Origin of the sequence: Lutibacter sp., assembly GCF_030692605.1 — a bacterium.
Lineage (GTDB): Bacteria > Bacteroidota > Bacteroidia > Flavobacteriales > Flavobacteriaceae > Lutibacter.
In genome coordinates this window covers 1-22,474 of sequence record NZ_JAUYUD010000046.1, presented here as the reverse complement: position 1 = coordinate 22,474, position 22,474 = coordinate 1, and the positions used below count along the sequence as shown (strand labels likewise).

The following is a 22,474-nucleotide window of genomic DNA, read 5'->3' as shown; positions in this document are numbered from 1 at the left end:
AAATGCTTCAATGGATAGTTTGGAGTTGAAAGTTCCCAAGGAAGATTTAGAAGCACATTTAAATAGCATTCGAGCAATTAGTTCAATGGATAAAAAAAAACTCCGATACGCAAATCGAAGACCAATAAAGCCTTAAAAGAAAAAAGATGGAAATCAGCATGACAGAAGAAAACCATTGCTATGAAAACGCAATGGCAGAACGTGTAAATGGTATCTTAAAAGATGAATTTTATCTGGATCAAACCTTTACTAGTGTAATACATGCAAAAAAAGCAACCAAAAATGCAATTAAATTATATAACTCTAAAAGATTACATTTATCTTTAGACTTTAAAACACCTAATTACGTGCACCAAAATGCCGCTTAAATTTAATTATTAACCTGTAGCCGTATTTTAGGACGTGACAGTTTATATTATTTATAAAGTTTTTATGCATAAATTTATAAGTAATAGGTTACATTTCAATTAATACTATAATAACTAAAACCCAATGAGAACCCATAAAACAATAATCCTTTTGCTTTTGCTTTTACTTTACCTACATTCTCAGGGACAAAACGTTCTTTATCCGTTAGAGAGAAAACTTTACAAGAGTAATTTAACAACAATTGACAGTGTTAAAACATTAAATTTATTAGCTAGACAATTAACATATACAAACACAATACAAGCTTTAAACTATTCGAATATAGCATTAGAATTATCAACAAAGAATTATGATTCAATCGGAATTGCATATGCATATAGAAATCTTTCAGGCATATACTTAATGGACGGGAATTATTCTATTAGTATGGAGTATTTACAAAGATCCTTGGACATCTTTAATGTAAAAAATGATATAGCTGGTATAGCTAATTGTTATATTACACTTGGTCATGCTTATAAAGAACTTCAAATTCGGGAAAAAGAAATTGAATTCCATAAAAAGTCCTTCGAAATATTTAGCAAATTAAACGACAAAGAACGAATCGGCGTTTCTGCACACAATCTTGGAGAAGGCTATTATAATATTGGAGATCTGGCTGAAAGCAGAAAGTTAACACTATATGCAATTAAAATTAATAATTCTATTGACAATAAATCCGTTTTATCTTCATGTTTTAAAGTAATGGGGTTAATAGAGTTAGCAGAAAACAATTTAACGCTAGCTGAAAACTATTTTAAAAAGGTACTTGACATTAGTGTGCAACTAGGTGAAAATTCACAAAAAATTGCCACAGTAGAATCTATGATTCAGCTGGCAAAAATTTATAATATCAAAGGAAATTTAGATAGTCAGTTTAAATTTCTTAAAGCAGCTGCAGATTTTAGCAAAGAAAAAAATCTTCCAAGTTATCTACAAAGAACTTATCTAGAGTTAATAATATTATCATCAGATAAAAATGATTATAAAGCTATTAAAGATTATGTTTATTCTTATAGAACCGTTAATGATACTTTATTTAAAAGACAATTACAAAATAGAAGTCATCTGTCTGAAAGTATTATACAAATACATGAACTAAATAAGGAAAATGCACAATTAGAAAAAACGAATCAATCTCAAATAGAACTAATTAAAGACCGTAACAATATCCTATTAATTATATCTATTTTCACCTTATTATTTTTATTTTTATTACTATACCTCATCAAATTAAATAAAAGTTTAAAATTAAAGAAAGAAACAATCGAGTTGCAAAAAAAAGAGCTGGAGATTTTGAATAACACAAAAGACAAGTTTTTTAGTATCGTTGCTCATGATTTAAAAACACCGTTAAATTCACTAAAAGAATTTTCAATTCTAATTATTGATTACCTTGACAAACTTGACAAAAACAAACTAATTGCCATGAGTAAAGATCTTAAAATCTCGGTTGACAATACAATTATAATGACTGATAATCTGATAACTTGGGCTAGTATACAAATGAAAACACACAAGCAAAATCAAAGCATAGTTAGTATTAAAGATATTGCATTGAATATTTATAGTGTTTATAAAGATATTGCATTTAAAAAAAATATTGATTTCAATTTAACAGTAGATGACTCTGTTTATGTAATTGGTGATAAAAATCAGATAGAATTTATAGTGAGAAATCTTGTAAACAATGCTATTAAATACACACATATGGATGGCTCGGTTAGTATATCAGCTAAAACATTGCCTAGTGGCAAAGTTCAAATTTCTGTTTCTGATAATGGAATTGGAATTTCTAACGAAATACAAAAAGAATTGTTTACTATTGGCAATAAACAAAGTATCAAAGGAACAAGTGGAGAAAAGGGAACAGGTCTAGGTTTGTTGCTATGCTATGAATTTATAAAACTTAATGGAGGAGAAATTAATTTTGAAAGCCATTTGGGTAAAGGCACTATTTTCAATATAATTTTTAAAAGTGCAGAATAGCAAACAGTTTGTAAAGTTAACAAATCGTTAGATTTTATACGAATTTATTTTTATAAACTAGGTAAATCACCATCCCCTTTACTTGGTAAGTTGCTATAACCCATTAAGTATTCGTCTACTTTTTTGGCAGCTTCTCTACCTTCTGAAATTGCCCAAACAATTAAACTTTGCCCTCTTCGCATATCTCCTGCAGTAAAAATGTGAGGTATATTTGTTTGATATTCAGTGTCAGAAGCCTTGTAATTACTTCTTTCATCTGTTTTAATACCTAATTGGTCGCTTAAAATAGTTTCAGGACCTGTAAAACCAAGAGCTAGCAACGCTAAGTCACAAGGCCATATTTTTTCAGTTCCTTCAATTTCTAGTAATTCTGGGCGTTGACCTGCAACTATTTTCCACTCAACTTCTATAGTTTTTAGACTTGTTAATTCACCGTTTTCATTGCTAATAAATTCTTTAGTGTTTATTAACCAATTTCTTTCACAACCTTCTTTATGTGAAGTGGAAGTTTTTAATTGTAATGGCCAAAATGGCCAAGGTGTTGTTTCACTTCTACCAATTGGTGGTTTTGGCATTATTTCAAAGTTAGTAACCGATTTTGCACCTTGTCGGTTTGAAGTTCCAACACAATCCGAACCCGTATCTCCACCACCAATTACAATTACATGTTTATCAGTTGCTAAAACTTGGTCTTTTAGTTCTTTGCCAAAAATAACTTTTGTGGCTTGTGTTAAGAAATCCATTGCTTGCACAACCCCTTTTGTATCAATGCCAGGCGTAGGTAGACTTCTTCGTTGGGTTGCTCCACCACATAATACTATAGCATCAAACTCATTTAATTTTTCGGTTGAATAATTTACACCAACATTTATGTTGGTGTAAAATTCAATCCCTTCTTCTTTTAAAATTGCAATTCTCCTATCTATAATTTCTTTTTCTAATTTAAAATTTGGAATTCCGTAACGTAATAATCCTCCAAGCGCATCGTCACGCTCAAAAACAGAAACGGAATGCCCAGCTCTGTTTAATTGTTGTGCGGTTGCTAAACCAGCAGGGCCTGAACCAATTACTGCTACTTTTTTTCCTGTTCTTTTGGAAGGTTGCTGTGCAACAATCCAACCTTCAGCAAAAGCTCTTTCAACAATATTTTTTTCGAGATTTTCAATGGAAACGGGATTACCTATAATACCTAAAACACAAGCTTGTTCACAGGGTGCAGGGCATAAACGACCTGTAAATTCAGGAAAGTTATTTGTGGTATGTAAAATATAGGAGGCTTTTTTCCATTCGCCTCTATGAACCATATCATTAAAATCTGGAATTAAATTACCAAGCGGACATGCACTATGGCAAAAGGGAATTCCACAATCCATACATCGAGAACCTTGTTTCGTTATTTCAGTTTCGCTTAAGGGTATGGTAAATTCGTTAAAATTACCTATACGTTCTTTAACTTTTTTATATGTCTCGTCTTTTCTTTCGAATTCTTTAAAACCTGTTATTTTTCCCATATCTTAAACTGTTAATTCTTCTACCATTGGTTCTTCAGTTTCTAAACGTTTTAAGGCACGTTTATACTCAATTGGCATCACTTTTACAAAGTTGTTTAAGCTTGTATTCCAATTTTCTAATAATTCTTTACCTCTGTTACTATTTGTGTACAACACATGTTTTTTTATCAAAGCTCTTAATTCTTGAGCATCTTCTGCTTCAATAGGTTCAAATTCTATTGATTCGGTGTTACATAATCCGTTTGTAAATTTATTTTCAGGATCGTAGATATAAGCTATACCACCGCTCATACCTGCAGCAAAATTTCGCCCTGTTTTACCAAGTACCACTACTTTACCACCAGTCATATATTCACATCCGTGATCTCCAACACCTTCTACAACTGCTGTTGCTCCTGAGTTACGAACTGCAAAACGTTCACCAGCAATTCCATTAATATAAGCTTCACCTTCAATGGCGCCAAACAAACAAACATTACCTACAATAATATTTTCTTCAGCAATAAAATCTGCTTTGGCTGGTTTTTTTACAATTATTTTAGCACCAGATAATCCTTTTCCTAAATAATCGTTGGAGTTTCCTTCAATAGTAAAAGTTAAACCATGTGTTCCAAATACGCCGAAACTTTGACCTGCAGATCCTGTAAAATTAATACTTAACGTATCTTCTGGTAATCCTAAATGGCCGTACACTTTTGAAATTTCATTGCTTACAATAGCACCTACAGAACGATTCATGTTACAAATAGGATAGTTTAAAACCATTTTTTCTTTTCTAAACAGCGCTCTGTGTGAGTCTTTTAGAATTTCGAAATCTAGTACGCCTTCTAAAAAGTGATCTTGCTTTTCTGTATTTTTTAATTGCATTTTAGTATAGCCTTCAGGCACATATAAAATGGAAGACAAATCTAACCCCTTCGCTTTGTAATGTGTAATCGCTTTATTGGCATTTATTTTTGAAGTTTGCCCAATCATTTCATCCATAGTACGGAAACCTAACTGAGCCATTATGCCTCTTAATTCCTCAGCAATATAAAAGAAGAAATTAATCACATGTTCTGGTGTGCCTTTAAAGTTTTTACGTAACTCTTTATCTTGAGTTGCAATACCAACAGGACACGTATTTAAATGGCATTTTCGCATCATTATACAACCCGAAGCTACTAATGGTGCTGTTGCAAATCCAAATTCTTCAGCACCTAAGAGTGCTGCAATAGCAACATCACGCCCAGTTTTTAATTGACCGTCACATTCAACAACAATCCTACTTCTTAAATTATTTATTACTAATGTTTGTTGTGCTTCAGCTAAACCGAGTTCCCAAGGTAAACCAGCATGTTTTAATGAAGTTAAAGGAGATGCTCCAGTACCACCATCATAACCCGCAATTAAAACAACATCAGCTTTTGCTTTAGCAACACCTGCTGCAATAGTACCAACACCAACTTCAGAAACAAGTTTTACATTAATTCGAGCTTCTCTATTAGCATTTTTTAAGTCGAAAATTAATTGTGCTAAATCTTCAATAGAATATATATCGTGATGTGGAGGAGGAGATATTAAACCAACGTAAGGTGTAGAATTTCTGGTTGCGGCAATCCACGGTAATACCTTTTCACCAGGTAATTGACCTCCTTCACCAGGTTTTGCACCTTGTGCCATTTTAATTTGAATTTCTTCCGCATTTGTTAAATAATGAGAAGTTACTCCAAACCGCCCCGAAGCAACTTGTTTAATAGCAGAATTTCGACTATCACCATTGATATCTTTTTGGAATCGTCTTCTATCTTCACCACCTTCACCTGAATTACTTTTAGCTCCAATTCGATTCATAGCAATGGCTAAATTTTCGTGTGCTTCTCTTGAAATTGAGCCATAAGACATGGCGCCTGTTTTGAATCTTTTTACAATATCAGTCCAAGGTTCAACTTCATCAATAGAAATTGGGTCGAGGTTGTTAAATTCAAACAAACCTCTAATAGTCATTAAATTTTCTGCTTGGTCATTTACTGCTTTTGCGTATTCATCATAACTTTTTTGATCACTTAAGCGTACAGCTTGCTGTAATTTAGAAATTGTTGTTGGGTTAAATAAATGTTTTTCTCCACCACGTCTCCATCTGTAATGACCACCAATATTTAATCCTAATCTGTTTTTAATTAAGGTTTTAGGATAGGCGTATTCATATCTTTTAGAAATTTCTTTTTCAATTTCATACAATCCAATTCCTTCAATTCTTGAAGTAGTGTATGGGAAGTATTTTTCAACAAATTTAGAATTGAAACCTACTATTTCAAATATTTGTGAACCTCTATAGGAATGTAATGTTGAGATTCCAATTTTATTCATAATTTTTAAAATACCTTGTCCAATAGCTTTATTAAAATTATCGATGGCTTTTTGTTCATCAATACCTGTAATAAATCCTTTTTTAACTTGTACCCGAATAAGTTCATTCACCATATATGGATTTACAGCACTGGCACCATAACCAAATAAAGTTGCAAATTGATGTGGTTCTCGCGGTTCTGCAGATTCTATAATTAAATCAAAATATGAACGTTTTCTTAATCTGTTAAGTGAATGATTTACGTAGGAGCAAGCCAATAAAACTGGGATTGGTGCGAACTCTTTATTAGCGCCTCTATCGGATAAAATTATAATATTTGTTTTGTTATCAATAGCTTTAGAAACTTGATTTACAATGTCTTCTAAAGCATCTTCTAAACCATTTAACCCCCTATTTTTTTTATAAAGAATTTCGATGGTAATTGATTTAAAATCATTGAGTGATATGTGTCTTATTTTTTCTAAATCATTATTAGAAATAACAGGGTTCTGAATTCTCAGCTTTCTACACTGTCGTTCTGTAATACTAAAAATATTTCTATCTTTTCCAAGAGCTAAACTAATATCTGTTACAATTTCTTCTCTAATTCCGTCTAAAGGCGGATTGGTAACCTGAGCAAATAACTGTTTAAAATAGTTAGAAACTAGTTGTGGCCTGTCTGATAAAACGGCAAGTGGAGTATCAATTCCCATAGATCCTATTGCCTCTTTTCCATGTTGAGCCATAGGTGTAACTACTACTTGAATGTCTTCGTTAGTGTAATTAAATAATCGCGAACGTGTTTTTAAATCGGTTGTTTCTATTGGATAAACTTCATCGGTTTCAGGAATATCAATTAAATTTTTTCGAGTAGCATCCAACCATTCTTTATAAGGTCTTTCTGAAACAATTTTAGCTTTAATCTCTTCATCATTAATAATTCTACCTTCATTCATATCAACCAAAAACATTTTTCCTGGTTCCAATCTACCATGTCTTTCAATATCTTCAGGAGCAATATCAACCACACCTATTTCTGAAGACATAATTAGTTTTCCACTTTTTGTAACCGTATATCTTGAAGGTCTTAAACCATTTCTATCTAACAATGCACCAATATAATCTCCGTCTGTAAAAGGTATAGAAGCTGGGCCATCCCAAGGTTCCATAATACAAGCGTTGTATTCGTAAAACGCTTTTCTTTCAGGAGACATTGTTTTATGTTTTTCCCAAGCTTCAGGAACCATCATCATCATTACTTCAGGTAATGATCTTCCAGATAATGAAAGTAATTCAACTACCATATCCATAGAGGCTGAATCCGATTTTCCCGGTAAAATAATAGGAAATAATTTTTCAATTTGATCACCAAATATTTCACTCTGCATTATTTCTTCACGAACACGCATTCTACCAACATTTCCCCTTAATGTATTTATTTCTCCATTTTGACACATTAATCTAAAAGGTTGTGCCAATTCCCACGAAGGCATCGTGTTTGTTGAGAAACGTTGATGTACTAGTGCCAATCTAGTTACTAAATCTGGTTGTTGTAAATCAATAAAATAAGGACCAATATCTTCTGGCATAATGATGCCCTTGTAAATTAGGGTAGTATGTGAAAAACTTGAAACATAAAAGTATGAGCTTTCCGACATTTTTGAAGCAGCAATGGTATGCTCAGTTATTTTTCGAGCTGCATATAATTTTGCTTTAAAAGTATGTTCATCTTTTATAGAGCCTTTACCAACAAATATTTGATTAATAGTGGGTTCTGAAGCAAGTGCTATTTGACCAAGATGTGATGAATTTACAGGTACATTTCTCCAGCCTAAAATTTCAAGACCTTGATTTATTATTTCCTTTTCAAATACGTCTATACAATATTTATATTGATTCTTATTTTTTGGCAAAAAAGTCATTCCAACCGCATATTCTCTTCTTGCAGGCAATTTGAAATCGCAAACTCTATTGAAATATTCGTGAGGAATGTCTATTAAAAGTCCAGCACCATCACCAGTTTTTCCATCAGCACTAACGCCACCACGATGTTCTAGTTTTACTAAAATTTCTAATGCATCATGTATAATTTGATTTGTTTTCTCTCCTTTTAGGTTGCAAATAAAACCGGCACCACAGTTCTCATGTTCATATTCTGGCGAGTAAAGTCCCTGTTTTTTCATTATAAATCTATTTATTGAATGTTTACAAAAATAGGTAAAACAGTGAAATGTATTATTACAAATTACGAAAACGTTGTAATTGTTATAATCAAATAATTAAAACATTATTAATAATGTAATGTTATTTATTATTGGTTTTTTATGAGATTTTCGCAATAAAAAGGAACAGTAATTACAGCAAATGCTTGATTAAAAGTCTAATTGCTATAAATGCAATTAAAAAAGCAGTAGCTTTTTTCAATAAAAGTGGCGAAATAAATTTTATGCTTATTCGGGACCCTATTTGACCACCAATTAATACCGTTAACATTAAGAGGAAGGTTAAAACTGGCTCAACAGAAAAGTTTGGATTGAAATACTGACCGCCTAATCCAGCAATAGAGTTTATTAAAATAAAAAAACTTGAGGTTGCTGCAATTTTTTGTGGAGTATCCCATTTTGTTAAATGTAAAAGTGGAGCTAAAAAAATACCACCTCCAATTCCAACCATACCCGATAAAAACCCTATAGATCCGCCAAAAGTCAGGTCTTTTTTGGTACTATTTTGAATGAGAAGTTCTTCAGATTTTTTTGAAATATAGTTAGATGTCCACATTAAAAAAGCAGCTATTAAAAGCGTAAGGCTTAATAAAATAAAGAATAAAGATTGACTAATTTTTAAATACCCACCTAAAAATGCCATTGGCACACTTGCAATTGCCAACGGAATTATTTTTTTCCAATTAAATAGGTTGTTTTTTATATAAATGTAGGTTCCGCCAGTTACAACAACAATGTTACAGAGTAGTGAAATTGCTCTAATCTGAGGAAAAGCCAAGGCTGTTACTGCCAATACGGCTAAATAACTGGAGCCACCTCCAAAACCAACTGAAGAATACAAAACGGCAATTATAAAAAACAAGCATATTATTTCCCAGTTGAGTGCAATAACTTTTGCAAATTCGTGTGTCATTTTTTTATATAAAATCAGTCAAAAATAATTTATTCCTATCAAATGAATAACATTTTGGATATTTTTTTATGAATTACTTTTAAGATGTAAAAATTACTTTCATTAATAAAAAAAATGAATTTGGTGGTTTTAAAATTAAATGTCCTAAATTAATTCAAAACAGGTAATTTTGCATATAATTAACAAGTAATAATTTTAATTTTTTTTATGAAAAATCAACTTTTTATAGTTTGTATTGCGCTATTTTGTGTTTCACTTAGTAACTATGGACAGTCAAATCAAGAGGAAAAAAAATATGGTGTAATATGGAGTGGTTTTGTAAAAACAGATTTTATGTTTGATACGCGTCAAACTGTAAATGCTCGAGAAGGTCATTTTATGATTTTACCTGCTAAGGAAAATGTGGTAGGCGGTAACGATTTAAATGATCAAAGTAGTTTTAATATTTTATCCATTCAAACTCGTTTAAAGGCATCTATTTCAGGACCAGATTTTTTTGGCATGAAAACTTCAGGAGCAATTGAAGCCGCTTTTTTTGGAAATACAGATGCTTCTGTAGGCGAATTAAGATTACGCCATGCTTTTGTTGCATTGTCAAATGACATGGTAGAAATATTAGTGGGGCAGTACTGGCATCCTATGTTCGTGACATCAGTTTTTCCTAGTGTTTATTCATTTAATACTGGAGTACCTTTTCAACCTTTTTCTAGAAATCCTCAATTAAGAATTACTACTAAAGGGAAAGTAAAATTTATTGGGGCATTATTTACTGAAAGAGATTTTCAAACTAGAGGCGCAAGTGTAAGTTTGAGTGGAATTCCTCAGTTACACGCCCAATTACAATTTGGTTCGGCAAGCTCAACGTTAGGCGGATTTGGAGTTAATCTAAAAACACAAAGACCTGCTTTAGGGACAGATAATTTTACAAGTACTGCATTTATTGGATATTTTAGAACCAACGTTGGAAAAGTAACTTGGAAAGCTGAAGCAGTTTACGGACAAAATATGTCAGATGTTTTACAAATAAGTGGTTTTGGTACCACAACAAATGGGGATTTTATAAATAACGATACATTTTCTATGTGGACTGAATTAAATGGAGATATTACCGAAACAATGGAATGGGGATTATTTGGAGGATATTCAAAAAATAGTGGATTTGGAGAATCAGTTTCTTTTGTAAATGGATTTTTAGGAAATAATGTTGAAAATGCTATGAGAATTGCTCCACGCATTGGATGGAAATCAGGTAAGTTAACCATTGGGGTTGAAGGCGAATATACAAAAGCTCAATATGGTTCAATAAATTCAAGTGGCGATATTTCTTCTAAAGGGATAGACCGAGTAAGTAATTTTAGATTATTAACCACTGCAATTTATAATTTTTAGGGCAAACCACTTTTCGGGAAAAATATTTTTTATTTCAATTATTTAACTAAATTAGAACTTTGTATTTTTTATTACAGGTTTTAATTTAGTTTTTTAATTTTATTTAGTATGAGTAATTATCACATTAAGCATTTAGAGGAGTATTTTCAAGTATACAGAAAATCGGTTCGTAATCCAGAAGTTTTTTGGGAAGAAATAGCTGAGGAGCATTTTGTTTGGCATAAGCGTTGGAAAAATGTACTGAGTTGGGATTTTTCAAAACCAGAAGTGAAATGGTTTGAAGGAGCAAAACTTAATATTACAGAAAATTGCATTGATAGGCATCTTAAAATTAGAGGAAATAAAACCGCCATTTTATTTGAACCCAATAATCCAGATGAGGAAGCTGAACATATTACCTACCTTCAATTATTCGAAAGGGTAAATAAATTTGCAAATGTGTTGAAGCAAGAGGGAATTAGGAAAGGAGATCGGGTTTGTATTTATTTACCAATGATTCCCGAATTGGCAATTTCAGTATTAGCTTGTGCCAGAATTGGAGCCATTCATTCTGTTGTTTTTGCTGGATTTTCTTCAACAGCTTTATCAACTAGAATCAATGATTCTGATTGTAAAATGGTAATAACTTCTGATGGTTCTTATAGAGGAAATAAAACGGTAGATTTAAAAGGAATTGTTGATGATGCCCTTAACCAATGCCCTTGTGTTATTTCAGTTTTGGTTGCAAAACGCATTAATTCTAAAATAAATATGAAAGAGAATCGCGATAAATGGCTACAACCATTGCTAGATGAAGCTTCAAATAGTTGCGAACCAGAAATAATGGATGCAGAAGATCCGTTATTTATTTTATATACCTCAGGTTCAACAGGTAAACCAAAAGGAATGGTGCATTCAACAGCAGGTTATATGGTGTACACAGCCTATACTTTTAAAAATGTTTTTAATTATAGAGAAGAAGATATTTATTGGTGCACGGCAGATATTGGTTGGATAACCGGGCATAGTTATATAGTATATGGTCCGTTAGCAAATGGTGCAACGACTGTAATGTTTGAAGGAGTTCCTAATTTCCCAGATTATGGTAGGTTTTGGCAAATTATAGAGAAGCATAAAGTGAACCAGTTTTATACAGCACCTACAGCGATAAGAGCATTAGCCAAAGAAAAATTAGATTTTGTAGAGCAATATGATTTGTCATCTCTAAAAGTTTTAGGAACCGTTGGTGAACCTATAAATGAAGAAGCTTGGCATTGGTATAATGACCATGTTGGCAAAAAGAAAAGTCCTATAGTAGATACATGGTGGCAAACAGAAACAGGAGGTATGATGATCTCTCCAATACCATATGTAACACCAACAAAAGCTACATACGCCACATTGCCGTTGCCAGGTGTTCAATTGGCTTTAATGGATGAACAAGGCAAAGAAATAAAAGAAAATCAAGTAGATGGACGTTTGTGTGTTGTGTATCCTTGGCCTGCAATGGCTAGAACAATTTGGGGAAATCACCAGCGATTTAAAGAAACTTATTTTTCAACATTTGAAAATAAATATTTTACAGGTGATGGTGCCTTGCGTGATGAAGTTGGTTATTATAGAATTACCGGAAGGGTAGATGATGTAATTATAGTTTCGGGACATAATTTAGGAACGGCTCCAATTGAAGACGCTATTAATGAGCATCAAGCAGTAGCAGAATCCGCTGTGGTAGGATTTCCACATGATATTAAGGGAAAAGCATTGTATGGATTTGTTATTCTTAAAGAAACAGGAGAAACAAGAGTACACGAAAATTTAAGAAAGGAAATTAACCAAGTAATTACCGAGCGTATTGGACCCATTGCTAAATTGGATAAAATTCAGTTTGTTCCTGGTTTGCCAAAAACACGCTCTGGAAAAATTATGAGACGTATTTTAAGAAAAATTGTTGAAAATGATACCGCTAATTTAGGCGATATTTCAACACTTTTAAATCCAGAAGTAGTTGAAGCAATTATTGAAGGCTCTTTGGTTAAATAATCTTTATTTTTAAAAAGAGCCATTTTCAATGTTCAGATAGTCAATCTTACGTACAAAAAACATCAATATATAAGATTGACTAAATGGATTAGAATTATCGTTTTTTTAATAAAAGACTAAAATATCCTAATACCCTTATTTAGATTTAGTTTAAATTACTTAAAAATATTTCACTAAGGTGCCTTAAGAAGTTTTATTCTATATTTTTGCAACATTAGTTACAAAAAATGAGATGCCGATAAAAAGTTACATTCTTCATTTTGAAGAAGGGAAAAAGGAAATAGTACTTAAAGAACTTCATAATCTTCAGAATTGTGAAGTAATACCTGCCCAAAACCAAAATGTTCTGGTTGTGGTTACAGCCACTGATACAGAAGAGTTGGACAACAATATATATAATCAGATTCTAGAAATTGAGGGCTTAAAACACTTGTCTTTGGTTTCTGGATTTGATACAAATTAAATTTAAATATGGAACAAAAAATTATTGATCGTAGATCTTTTATAAAAAAAATGGCAGCTCTTGCTGCAATGACTGCGGCAGCATCAATGTTTCCGGGGATAATTTTTGGGTACGAACAAGAAGCAGGTATTCCTAAAGGTGGGAATATTGATTGGAAGAAAGGACCATGTCGTTTTTGTGGTGTCGGTTGTGGAATATTAGTCGGTGTTGAAAATGGAAAAGCAGTTGCCGTAAAAGGTGATCCAAATTCGGAAGTTAATAAAGGGTTACTTTGTGTAAAAGGGTATCACCAAACTATTTGTATTCAAGCAAAAGATAGATTAACTCACGCGTTAGTTAAAAAAAATGGAAGTTATGTAAAAACACCAATAAAAGAGGCGTTGGATATTGTTGCTAAAAAAATGAAACAAACTATTGAAAAACATGGGAAAGATTCAGTAGCAATGTATACTTCTGGTCAATCAACAATTCCGGAAGGATATGTTGCTTCAAAATTTATGAAGGGAGCCATTGGTACTAACAATTTAGATTGTAATGCACGCTTGTGTATGGCAAGTGCTGTTACAGGTTTTTTAACATCGTTTGGAGCTGATGAACCAATGGGTTGTTATGAAGATATTGATTATGCAGATTATTTTGTTACTTGGGGAAATAATATGGCTGAAATGCATCCAGTTTTGTTTTCTAGAATGTTAGAGCAAAAAAATAATAGAGGTGCTAAAATTATTGATTTTGCCACTAGAACTACTCGTTCAAGTATGGCTTCAAACAAATCTATTCTGTTTGAACCTCAAACCGATTTAGCAGTTGCAAATGCTATTTGTTATGAAATAATAAATAATGGTTGGGTAAATAAATCATTTGTTGAAAAGCATTGCCGATTTAGCAAAGGCAAAATAAAAATGGGTTATGGTTTAGAAGACAACTACAATTTTAAAGATGAACCTCAGTCTATTGATTTTGAATCTTTTAAGAAATTTTTGAAAGATTATACTCCTGAAAAGGTATCTAAATATTCAAAAGTTTCTGTAAAAGATATCAAGTATTTAGCTAACATTTATGGAAACCCAAACAATAAAGTTGTTTCATTTTGGTGTATGGGTATGAATCAACATACAAGAGGTACTTGGATGAATAATTTAGTCTATAATATCCATTTATTAACGGGAAAAATTTCAATTCCTGGTAATGGGCCATTTTCATTAACTGGTCAGCCGTCTGCTTGCGGAACTGCTCGTGAAGTTGGAACATTTACACATAAATTACCAAAAGGTGTAGTTACTGAAGAAAAAGATAGAAAATTAGCAGCTAAAATATGGAAAGTTCCTTACGAACGTATTCCATCGAAACCAACGTACCATGCTACAGAAATGTTTAGAGCGGTTGACAGAGGTGAAATTAAGTTTATCTGGATTCAGGCAACAAATCCATTGGTATCCTTGCCAAAAACAAGTCGTTATCGTCCTGCTTTAAAAAAAGATTCTTGTTTTGTAGTGGTTTCCGATGTATTTCCTACACCAACATCAGATGTTGCGGATGTTATTTTACCGGCATCTTGGCATATTGAAAAAGGCGGATTGTATGGAAATTCTGAGCGTAGAACTCAGTATTGGAAAAAAATGGTTGAAGGACCTGGAGATTCAATGCCTGATGCGTGGATGTTTATTGAAGTTGCAAAACGCATGGGATATGGTAAATTATTTCCATATACCAGAGAAAATCATGTGGAAGAAATTTATAATGAATACAGACAATTTCATGTAGGGCCAAAACATGAAATGGCACCTTTAGATGTGTTAGAAAAGCAAAGTGGAGTTATTTGGCCATATGTAAATGGCAAATCTACCCAATGGAGATTTAATGCTAAATATGATCCTGCTTGTAAAAACGGTGAAGATTTTCATTTTTATGGAAATGATGATGGAAAAGCCGTTATATGGCAACGGCCATTTGAACCAGCACCCGAAATGCCAGATAAAGATTACCCATTTTGGTTAAATACTGGTCGTGTTATTGAACATTGGCATACTGGCTCTATGACACGAAGAATCCCTGTTTTACACAAGGCAATGCCACACTCTTATGTAGAATTACATCCAGAAGATGCTAAAAAATATGGAATTGCAAATGGTCAAAAAGTAAAAGTATCATCAAGAAGAGGTTCTTGTACTTTGCCTGCATCAATTAATGAAAGAGGTTTACCAACAAGAGGACAGGTTTTTGTGCCGTTTTTTGATGAAAATATGTTGATAAATGATGTAACTCTTGATGCTTTTTGTCCGATTTCAAAAGAACCAGATTATAAAAAATGTGCCGTAAAAATTGAAAAAGCGTAAAAACCACTATTATGAAAAGAATATTTTTAATAGGAATTTTTGCCTTACTCACTTTAACGGTAGTATTAATTTGGTCTAAAAGTTATTATGCTGAGCAAGAAGAAGCATATGTTGAACTTCCTGCTGAAACAGAAATCCATTTGATTCCTTCTGAAATGGGAGTGTTTGAAAGAGCAAGTTTTGCAAATGATTATGAAGCTATAGGTAACGATTTTAAAGGTGGTAGAAGTTTAGATACTTATTATGAGAATAGAGCATTTCACGGGGCTCCTCCTAGCATTCCTCATCCAATAACTGATGAGTTGAGTATGGGTGATAAAAGTTGTTTAAAATGTCATGAAAATGGTGGATTTGTAGCAAAATTTAACTCATATACCCCTGTTGTTCCTCATCCGGAAAAAGTGAATTGCAGACAATGTCACGTTGCTCAAAATACCACAAGTTTATTTAAAGAAACTTCGGCAGGAGGATTTCCAAAACCGAGTATTGGTAATGCTGAATTTATTGGAAGCCCACCAATTATTCCTCATCAAATTCAATTGCATGAGAATTGTTTAGCTTGTCACGCAGGACCATCAGCTCCAAAAGAAATTAGAGTTACCCATCCTGAGCGTACAAATTGTAGACAGTGTCACGTGGTAAATAATAAAGGAATGACTGATATAGGTGTATTTATAAGAAAAAAGTGAATTAAATGACAGCAAAAATAAAAGTGATTACCCAATTTATAGTTGTGTGTTTGTTTACAATTTCTTGTAAACATTCAGACGAACATAAATACCACACGGTTATCGATAAAATTGAAGCGAATACTGTTGAATATAAAGGTGAAATTTCTTCAGATATTTATAATGAAACTATTAAAAAAGTGGAAGTTATTGATAGTGATTTTAAATTTTTAATTCCAGAAAGAAAAAGTCAGATTGTTTCTTATAAATGTTCGGAATGCCATTCACAACCGTTGGAAAAATTAAAAGAACATAAAGTTGGTGAAAAAGCTGCGCATTGGAATATTAAATTAAATCATGCCGGACCAGAAACTATGAACTGTACTACGTGTCATAATAAAAATGATTTTGATCATTTACAAAGTTTAACGAATAGTTCAATAGACTTTAATTTTAGTTATAAATTATGTAGCCAATGTCACCAAAAAGAATTTAAAGATTGGAAAGGCGGTGCACATGGGAAACAATTAGGTGGATGGGCGCCACCAAGATTATCAAATACTTGTGTAAATTGTCACAATCCACACAATCCAAAATTTGAAAAACGTTGGCCGGTTAGATTTAATACAACTGTTGAAAAGGAACGTGAGTAATTTAAGAAATAACAATTGTTTTATAAAATAGTAAACAATGAGTGAAACGAATAAAAAATGGTACTCTTTAAATTTGAATCGATCTAAAAAATCGGAATCATGTGGCTGTGGAAGTAATTCTGGAGGATGTAATTCTGATAAACCTAAAGATGGTTTCGATCAAATTATGGATATTTCTATGAGCAGAAGAACCGCATTCACAAAAATTACAGCGGGTTTGTTGATAGGAGCTGGGGCTGTAAGTAGTTCTTGCAGCATAATTGGCAGTGATGAAAGCAAAGAAAAATCTGCAATGGAATGGGAAGAATACTTTAAAGGGAATTATAAATTAATGACCGATGAAGAAAAAGACAAGAGCATAAATCGGTTGGTTCGTTCGTATGAATTGAATCATGGTAAAAAAATAAACATATCCTCAAAAAATGCAGAAGAAAATGTTTTGTTTGGCTATGCTTTTAACATTTCGAAATGTCAAGGGTATATGGATTGTGTGAATGCTTGTGTTGAAGAAAATAATCAGGACAGAACTTCAGAAATGCAATACATTCGTATTCATGAAATGAAAGATGGAAAAGGATTTAATTTTGAAGAAGCAGACGATAATTATTATCATGAAGTTCCGGCTGATGGACATTTTTATATGGGAACTCAATGTTTTCACTGTGACAATCCGCCTTGTGTTGAGGTTTGTCCGGTTCAAGCTACATGGAAAGAAAAAGATGGAATTGTTGTAATTGATTACGACTGGTGTATTGGATGTAGATATTGTATGGCAGCTTGCCCATATGATGGAAGAAGATTTAATTGGAAAACACCTGAAGTACCTGAAGAAGAAGTTAATAAAAATCAGCATTATTTAGGAAATAGGTTGCGTAAAAAAGGTGTCATGGAAAAATGCACTTTTTGTATTCAACGTTCAAGGGAAGGTAAAAATCCAGCTTGTGTTGAGGCTTGTCCAACTGGCTCCAGAACTTTTGGAAACTTATTAGATCCAAATAGTACAATTAGATGGATTTTGGATAATAAAAAAGTTTTTAGATTAAAAGAAGATTTGGGTACCGAACCAAAGTTTTGGTACTATATGGATTAAAAAAAATAATTGGTTTATAGTTAATAGAGCGCGTGAGGGATAGAGCGATATGTTTGAGCTCTTTTTATTAGAAATAAAAAAGCGAGTAGTGATAGCCCGACCTTTTAAAAATTAAAAGGGCACGCCCAAATAAAAAATAAAAATGAAAACATTAAAAGTTTTTGGAAGTTTAATTAAAGATGCCTTTTTGGAGGTTACTCACGGAAGTAGAGCATATCATATTTGGATGGGAGTACTGACTTTAATTATGCTTTTTGGGATGTACAATTATAGCATTCAATTGGAGCAAGGATTAAGCGCTACAGGGATGACTGATAGGGTGAGTTGGGGATTGTACATTTCAAATTTTACTTTTTTGGTAGGTGTGGCGGCAGCTGCCGTAATGTTGGTTTTACCTGCTTATGTTTTGAAAAACATAGATTTTAAACAGGCTGTTTTAATTGGTGAAGGTTTAGCTGTTTCTGCCTTATTAATGTGTTTAGCATTTGTGGTTGCCGATATGGGTGGACCAGCCAGATTATGGCATATGATTCCGGGTATTGGAGTTTTTAACTTTCCAAATTCTATGCTAGCCTGGGATGTTATTGTGTTAAACGGGTATTTGTTTATTAATATTACCATACCGTTATATATACTAATAATGCGTTATCAGGGTAAAACTCCAAATCCTAAAATTTACATTCCAGGTGTGTTTTTGTCCGTTTTTTGGGCAGTTGCAATTCATATGGTTACGGCATTTTTATATCAAGGATTACAAGCGCGTCCATTTTGGAACAATGCTTTATTAGGTCCTCGATTTTTAGCTTCAGCTTTTGCTGCTGGACCTGCGCTAATTATTATTGTGTTAGCAATTATTAGAAAATTTACAGCGTTTAAAATTGCTGATGAAACGATTAAAAAAATTAGTATGATTGTGACTGTGGCTGCTCAAATTAATCTAATTATGCTGATTTCTGAACTTTTTAAAGAGTTTTATGCGCCAACGCATCACAGTATTAGTGCAGTTTATTTATTCTTTGGTTTGGAAGGAAAAACAGCATTATTACCTTGGATTTGGACATCGATAAGTTTAAATGTAATGGCAACAATTGCATTAACGTTCCATAAAATTAGAAATAATTTAAATATTCTGTATGTTTTATGTGGAATGCTATTTATTGCTATTTGGATTGAAAAAGGGTTTGGATTAATTGTTCCGGGATTTATTCCAGGTCCGTGGGGTAAAATTTCTGAATATACACCAAGTTTCGTTGAAATTTCAGTAACACTTGGAATTTGGGCCATGGGAGCTTTTATTTTTACAATTTTAGCGAAGACAGGTATTGCTGTTGAAATGGGACAATTGGTTTATAAAAAGAAATAAATATTTCGGAAATATGGTATTAAAAGATGCTATAAGAAAGGGTAAACTATGCATTTTGAAATTATTTCATTCTGTTTATCTTAATTTTTATCATTTTGGGAAGCTGAAGGCAAATCTAGATTCACGAAAGAAGTCTTTTAGTTCTTAAAAAGTAATCCGATCCCAATTTTTCCTAAATCGAATAAGTTCAGTATCTATTTTATTTTTTGAAATAGTAATTAGTTCTTCAGCACTTGCAGATTTTACAGGGTCTAAAAAACTTACATTTATTTCAGTTTTCCATTTTCCAAAACATTTAAAAAAATGAGGAACAAAAGTGTCATTACCAATCCAAGCATCATTAATATTCTTATAATCTATAGCAACAGGAATTACAGGGACATCTAATTCTGCAGCTAATAAAAATGCGCCAGGCTTAAATTCAATAGATAATGGTTCAATATGGGTAGTGCCTTCCGGAGCAATTAATATGGAAAACCCCTGATTTAATATATCACGAACTTCTTTCAACGTTTGTGTTCTACTTTTTTTACTTTCTCTTTCCACAAAAATAACACCAGTAGCTCTGCACACATGACCAATTAAGGGCCAGGAATCCACTTCTTTTTTAGCAACAGGAAAAGCCAAAGTATCTTTTAAAATCACTAATGGATCAAAGTAACTTCTATGATTAAAAACAATTAATCCAGCGATAGTTGGCTCTGTTCCATACTTTGTAATATGAGTATTTAAAATAAAATGGATGATTTTAACATTTAAACCTCTCAATTTAATACCATTTTGAAGTCTCTTCATTTTGTCTCTATAGAATAAAGCACTAAATAAAATTAAAACATAAATGCATATAGAAATAATAACAAATAAAATCATTCTTGTTAATGCCAATAAAAAACGTGCAACCTTCATTAATCGAAATAGCTAAAGGTATCACCCTCTTTAATGGTTAATAAAGTTTCGTAAATTAATTTAATAACATTTTCAACATCATCTTTATGTACCATTTCTACTGTAGTATGCATATAGCGTAAAGCTAAAGATATTAAAGCGGATGGAACACCACCATTACTATAAGCGAATGCATCCGTATCAGTTCCTGTTGCTCTGGATGATGCTAAACGTTGGAACGGTATTTTTTTTGCAATTGCGGTATCAACAATTAATTCACGTAAATTATTTTGAACAGCAGGGGCGTAGCTAATAACTGGTCCTGCACCAGAAATAGTTTCACCTTCTTTCTTTTTGTCAATCATTGGAGTTGTTGTGTCATGACAAACATCTGTTATTATTGCAATATTTGGTTTAATAGTATGTGTAATCATTTCGGCACCACGTAGGCCAATTTCTTCTTGTACAGAATTGGTAATGTATAGCCCAAATGGCAATTTCACATTGTTTTCTTTTAACAATCGCGCAACTTCAGCTATCATAAATCCACCCATTCTATTATCCAAGGCTCTACATACAAAGTTGTTTTTATTTAGGATAAAAAACGTATCGGGGTAAGTAATTACACATCCCACATGAACACCTAATGCTTCAACTTCTTCTTTCTTTTTACAACCTAGATCTATAAATATATTTTCCAAACTCGGTGCTTCTTCTTTTCCTTTATCTCGAGTGTGAATTGCAGGCCACCCAAAAACACCTTTTACAATACCTTTTTTAGTATGAATATTTACAATTTTCGAAGGTGCAATTTGATGATCACTTCCGCCATTTCTAATAACATATATTAAACCTTCAGGAGTAATATAATTTACATACCATGAAATTTCATCGGCATGTCCTTCAATAACTACTTTAAAAGTAGCATCAGGATTAATAATTCCTACCGCTGTACCATAACTGTCCGTAATAAATTTGTCAACATATGGAGTTAAATATTCCATCCAAATTTTTTGACCTTCGCTTTCATAGCCTGTAGGTGAAGCATTATTTAAATATTTTTCTAAAAAAGAAATGGAATTTTTGGTTAAGATACTTTTGCTCATACTAATAATATTTAAAAAAGCGAATATACTAAATACTCCTTAATAGTATAAATTAAAACAATGGAAGCAAGATTTTAAAATAGTGAAGAAGAAGTAATAAAATAGATTTTTGATTTTGTAATTTTGGACTTCTTTTTGATAAAGGTTAAAATATGAAAAATAATTTGAAAAGATTTATTCTTTTACCACTTTTATGTATTAGTTCTTTTCTTTATTCCCAAGAAGATAAAGATTCTATTCCCATTACTGAAAGATACATTCTGTTCAAAGGAGATACTCTTTTAATTGAGTTAGATGAAATATTTTTATTGAAGAATATTAAATTTAGAACCGATTACGATAGAAAATATTATTATTGGTATCAAAAAAAAACATTAAAGGCATATCCTTACGCAAAATTAGCTGCTGATAGATTGGAAGTTTTAAATTCGAGGTTGGATAGCATTAAATCAAATCGAAAAAAAAAGGCCTATATAAAGGTAATTCAAAATTATATGGAAGGTGAGTTTACTGAACAATTAAAACAATTAACAAGAACCGAAGGCGAAATTTTAATTAAATTGATTCATAGACAAACAGGTAAAACAGTTTTTGACTTGGTAAAAGATTATAGAAGTGGTTGGAAAGCATTTTGGTATAATGCAACGGCAAGTATGTTTAGCCTGTCTTTGAAAGACGAGTATAATCCGGCAAAAGTGAAAGAAGATTATATGATTGAAGATATTTTACAAAGAGCCTTTTCAGCCGGAATTATTCCATATCAATCGTCAAAACTAGATTTTAGTTTTATTGAATTGGAAAAAAAATGGATTGAAGCTCCAACTCCAAAAGTAAAACCTAAGGCAAAAGTTAAGAAACAATAAGCTTAAAATAGTTCTTGCATAATTGAATTAAACCTATTACCTTAGTTTCCCCGAATTTTAAACACCACCCTTGTTTATTTTTTTGAAGTACTAATTGTTTTAATTTCAGAGACTTGTCTCGAGTTTAAAAAAAGCTATAAAAAAAGATTAGAAAAAGTTTGTTTAGGGTTATAAAAAGGTATTACATTTGCAACCGCTAAGGGGAAAAATGGGAGCGACGTTCAGGAGATTTAGGTGGTTAGGATTTTTTCAAAAAAAGACAAT

The 22,474-nt window shown here is 32.2% G+C and carries 16 protein-coding genes; 11 read left to right on the top strand and 5 right to left on the bottom strand.

Annotated features, from left to right (window positions below):
• Positions 1-146: 146 nt before the first annotated feature.
• Together Q8S45_RS04235 and Q8S45_RS04230 are read left to right on the top strand one after the other, a co-directional pair.
• Positions 147-368, top strand: a complete 222-nt coding sequence (locus Q8S45_RS04235; protein WP_305601521.1) for an integrase core domain-containing protein — start codon at positions 147-149, stop codon at positions 366-368.
• A gap of 124 nt (positions 369-492) precedes the next feature.
• The gene (locus tag Q8S45_RS04230; protein WP_305601519.1) at positions 493-2,397 is read left to right on the top strand and encodes a tetratricopeptide repeat-containing sensor histidine kinase; all 1,905 of its coding nucleotides are present in this window, start codon (positions 493-495) and stop codon (positions 2,395-2,397) included.
• 50 nt (positions 2,398-2,447) lie between these two features.
• Here Q8S45_RS04230 and Q8S45_RS04225 read toward each other — a convergent pair whose 3' ends face one another.
• The 3 genes from Q8S45_RS04225 to Q8S45_RS04215 form a co-directional block, all read right to left on the bottom strand.
• On the bottom strand, positions 2,448-3,908 hold the full coding sequence (locus Q8S45_RS04225) for a glutamate synthase subunit beta (protein WP_305601517.1): 1,461 nt from the start codon (positions 3,906-3,908) through the stop codon (positions 2,448-2,450).
• 3 nt (positions 3,909-3,911) lie between these two features.
• The gene (gene gltB / locus Q8S45_RS04220; protein WP_305601515.1) at positions 3,912-8,420 is read right to left on the bottom strand and encodes a glutamate synthase large subunit; all 4,509 of its coding nucleotides are present in this window, start codon (positions 8,418-8,420) and stop codon (positions 3,912-3,914) included.
• A gap of 172 nt (positions 8,421-8,592) precedes the next feature.
• The gene (locus Q8S45_RS04215; RefSeq protein WP_305601513.1) at positions 8,593-9,372 is read right to left on the bottom strand and encodes a sulfite exporter TauE/SafE family protein; all 780 of its coding nucleotides are present in this window, start codon (positions 9,370-9,372) and stop codon (positions 8,593-8,595) included.
• Between the two features lie 207 nt (positions 9,373-9,579).
• Here Q8S45_RS04215 and Q8S45_RS04210 point away from each other — a divergent pair, with 207 nt between their 5' ends.
• From Q8S45_RS04210 to dsrP, 8 genes are all read left to right on the top strand, one after another.
• A complete protein-coding gene (locus Q8S45_RS04210; RefSeq protein ID WP_305601512.1) occupies positions 9,580-10,761 on the top strand; it encodes a hypothetical protein in 1,182 nt (393 codons plus the stop codon).
• Between the two features lie 108 nt (positions 10,762-10,869).
• Positions 10,870-12,783, top strand: coding sequence for an acetate--CoA ligase (gene acs / locus Q8S45_RS04205; protein WP_305601510.1), 1,914 nt, complete (start codon positions 10,870-10,872; stop codon positions 12,781-12,783).
• 232 nt (positions 12,784-13,015) lie between these two features.
• On the top strand, positions 13,016-13,246 hold the full coding sequence (locus Q8S45_RS04200; RefSeq protein ID WP_305601508.1) for a chaperone NapD: 231 nt from the start codon (positions 13,016-13,018) through the stop codon (positions 13,244-13,246).
• Positions 13,247-13,254: 8 nt separating this feature from the next.
• On the top strand, positions 13,255-15,582 hold the full coding sequence (locus Q8S45_RS04195; RefSeq protein ID WP_305601506.1) for a molybdopterin-dependent oxidoreductase: 2,328 nt from the start codon (positions 13,255-13,257) through the stop codon (positions 15,580-15,582).
• Positions 15,583-15,593: 11 nt separating this feature from the next.
• A complete protein-coding gene (locus Q8S45_RS04190) occupies positions 15,594-16,271 on the top strand; it encodes a cytochrome C (RefSeq protein ID WP_305601504.1) in 678 nt (225 codons plus the stop codon).
• Positions 16,272-16,276: 5 nt separating this feature from the next.
• Entirely contained in the window at positions 16,277-16,903 is a 627-nt protein-coding gene (locus Q8S45_RS04185) for a cytochrome C (RefSeq protein WP_305601502.1), read from the top strand.
• A gap of 37 nt (positions 16,904-16,940) precedes the next feature.
• Complete coding sequence (locus tag Q8S45_RS04180; protein WP_305601501.1) at positions 16,941-17,993, top strand: 4Fe-4S dicluster domain-containing protein; 1,053 nt, start codon at positions 16,941-16,943, stop codon at positions 17,991-17,993.
• Positions 17,994-18,135: 142 nt separating this feature from the next.
• Positions 18,136-19,356, top strand: coding sequence for a sulfate reduction electron transfer complex DsrMKJOP subunit DsrP (gene dsrP / locus Q8S45_RS04175; protein ID WP_305601499.1), 1,221 nt, complete (start codon positions 18,136-18,138; stop codon positions 19,354-19,356).
• A 144-nt stretch (positions 19,357-19,500) separates the two neighbouring features.
• Here dsrP and Q8S45_RS04170 read toward each other — a convergent pair whose 3' ends face one another.
• Together Q8S45_RS04170 and Q8S45_RS04165 are read right to left on the bottom strand one after the other, a co-directional pair.
• Entirely contained in the window at positions 19,501-20,151 is a 651-nt protein-coding gene (locus tag Q8S45_RS04170; protein ID WP_305601498.1) for a 1-acyl-sn-glycerol-3-phosphate acyltransferase, read from the bottom strand.
• Positions 20,152-20,261: 110 nt separating this feature from the next.
• Positions 20,262-21,347 (bottom strand): M42 family metallopeptidase, encoded by a 1,086-nt coding sequence (locus Q8S45_RS04165; RefSeq protein WP_305601497.1) that lies wholly within the window; start codon positions 21,345-21,347, stop codon positions 20,262-20,264.
• Positions 21,348-21,499: 152 nt separating this feature from the next.
• Between Q8S45_RS04165 and Q8S45_RS04160 the strand changes: the two genes are divergently transcribed.
• On the top strand, positions 21,500-22,210 hold the full coding sequence (locus tag Q8S45_RS04160; protein ID WP_305601496.1) for a DUF4294 domain-containing protein: 711 nt from the start codon (positions 21,500-21,502) through the stop codon (positions 22,208-22,210).
• Positions 22,211-22,474 lie beyond the last annotated feature (264 nt).

What these genes read in the sequence shown, in the direction of transcription:
- Q8S45_RS04170 (WP_305601498.1), bottom strand. Translation starts at nt 20,151, where the DNA reads ATGAAGAGACTTCAAAATGGTATTAAATTGAGAGGTTTAAATGTTAAA.
- acs (WP_305601510.1), top strand. Translation starts at nt 10,870, where the DNA reads ATGAGTAATTATCACATTAAGCATTTAGAGGAGTATTTTCAAGTATAC.
- dsrP (WP_305601499.1), top strand. Translation starts at nt 18,136, where the DNA reads ATGAAAACATTAAAAGTTTTTGGAAGTTTAATTAAAGATGCCTTTTTG.
- Q8S45_RS04235 (WP_305601521.1), top strand. Translation starts at nt 147, where the DNA reads ATGGAAATCAGCATGACAGAAGAAAACCATTGCTATGAAAACGCAATG.
- Q8S45_RS04210 (WP_305601512.1), top strand. Translation starts at nt 9,580, where the DNA reads ATGAAAAATCAACTTTTTATAGTTTGTATTGCGCTATTTTGTGTTTCA.
- Q8S45_RS04230 (WP_305601519.1), top strand. Translation starts at nt 493, where the DNA reads ATGAGAACCCATAAAACAATAATCCTTTTGCTTTTGCTTTTACTTTAC.
- Q8S45_RS04165 (WP_305601497.1), bottom strand. Translation starts at nt 21,347, where the DNA reads ATGAGCAAAAGTATCTTAACCAAAAATTCCATTTCTTTTTTAGAAAAA.
- Q8S45_RS04185 (WP_305601502.1), top strand. Translation starts at nt 16,277, where the DNA reads ATGACAGCAAAAATAAAAGTGATTACCCAATTTATAGTTGTGTGTTTG.
- Q8S45_RS04160 (WP_305601496.1), top strand. Translation starts at nt 21,500, where the DNA reads ATGAAAAATAATTTGAAAAGATTTATTCTTTTACCACTTTTATGTATT.
- Q8S45_RS04215 (WP_305601513.1), bottom strand. Translation starts at nt 9,372, where the DNA reads ATGACACACGAATTTGCAAAAGTTATTGCACTCAACTGGGAAATAATA.
- Q8S45_RS04180 (WP_305601501.1), top strand. Translation starts at nt 16,941, where the DNA reads ATGAGTGAAACGAATAAAAAATGGTACTCTTTAAATTTGAATCGATCT.
- Q8S45_RS04190 (WP_305601504.1), top strand. Translation starts at nt 15,594, where the DNA reads ATGAAAAGAATATTTTTAATAGGAATTTTTGCCTTACTCACTTTAACG.
- Q8S45_RS04200 (WP_305601508.1), top strand. Translation starts at nt 13,016, where the DNA reads ATGCCGATAAAAAGTTACATTCTTCATTTTGAAGAAGGGAAAAAGGAA.
- Q8S45_RS04225 (WP_305601517.1), bottom strand. Translation starts at nt 3,908, where the DNA reads ATGGGAAAAATAACAGGTTTTAAAGAATTCGAAAGAAAAGACGAGACA.
- Q8S45_RS04195 (WP_305601506.1), top strand. Translation starts at nt 13,255, where the DNA reads ATGGAACAAAAAATTATTGATCGTAGATCTTTTATAAAAAAAATGGCA.
- gltB (WP_305601515.1), bottom strand. Translation starts at nt 8,420, where the DNA reads ATGAAAAAACAGGGACTTTACTCGCCAGAATATGAACATGAGAACTGT.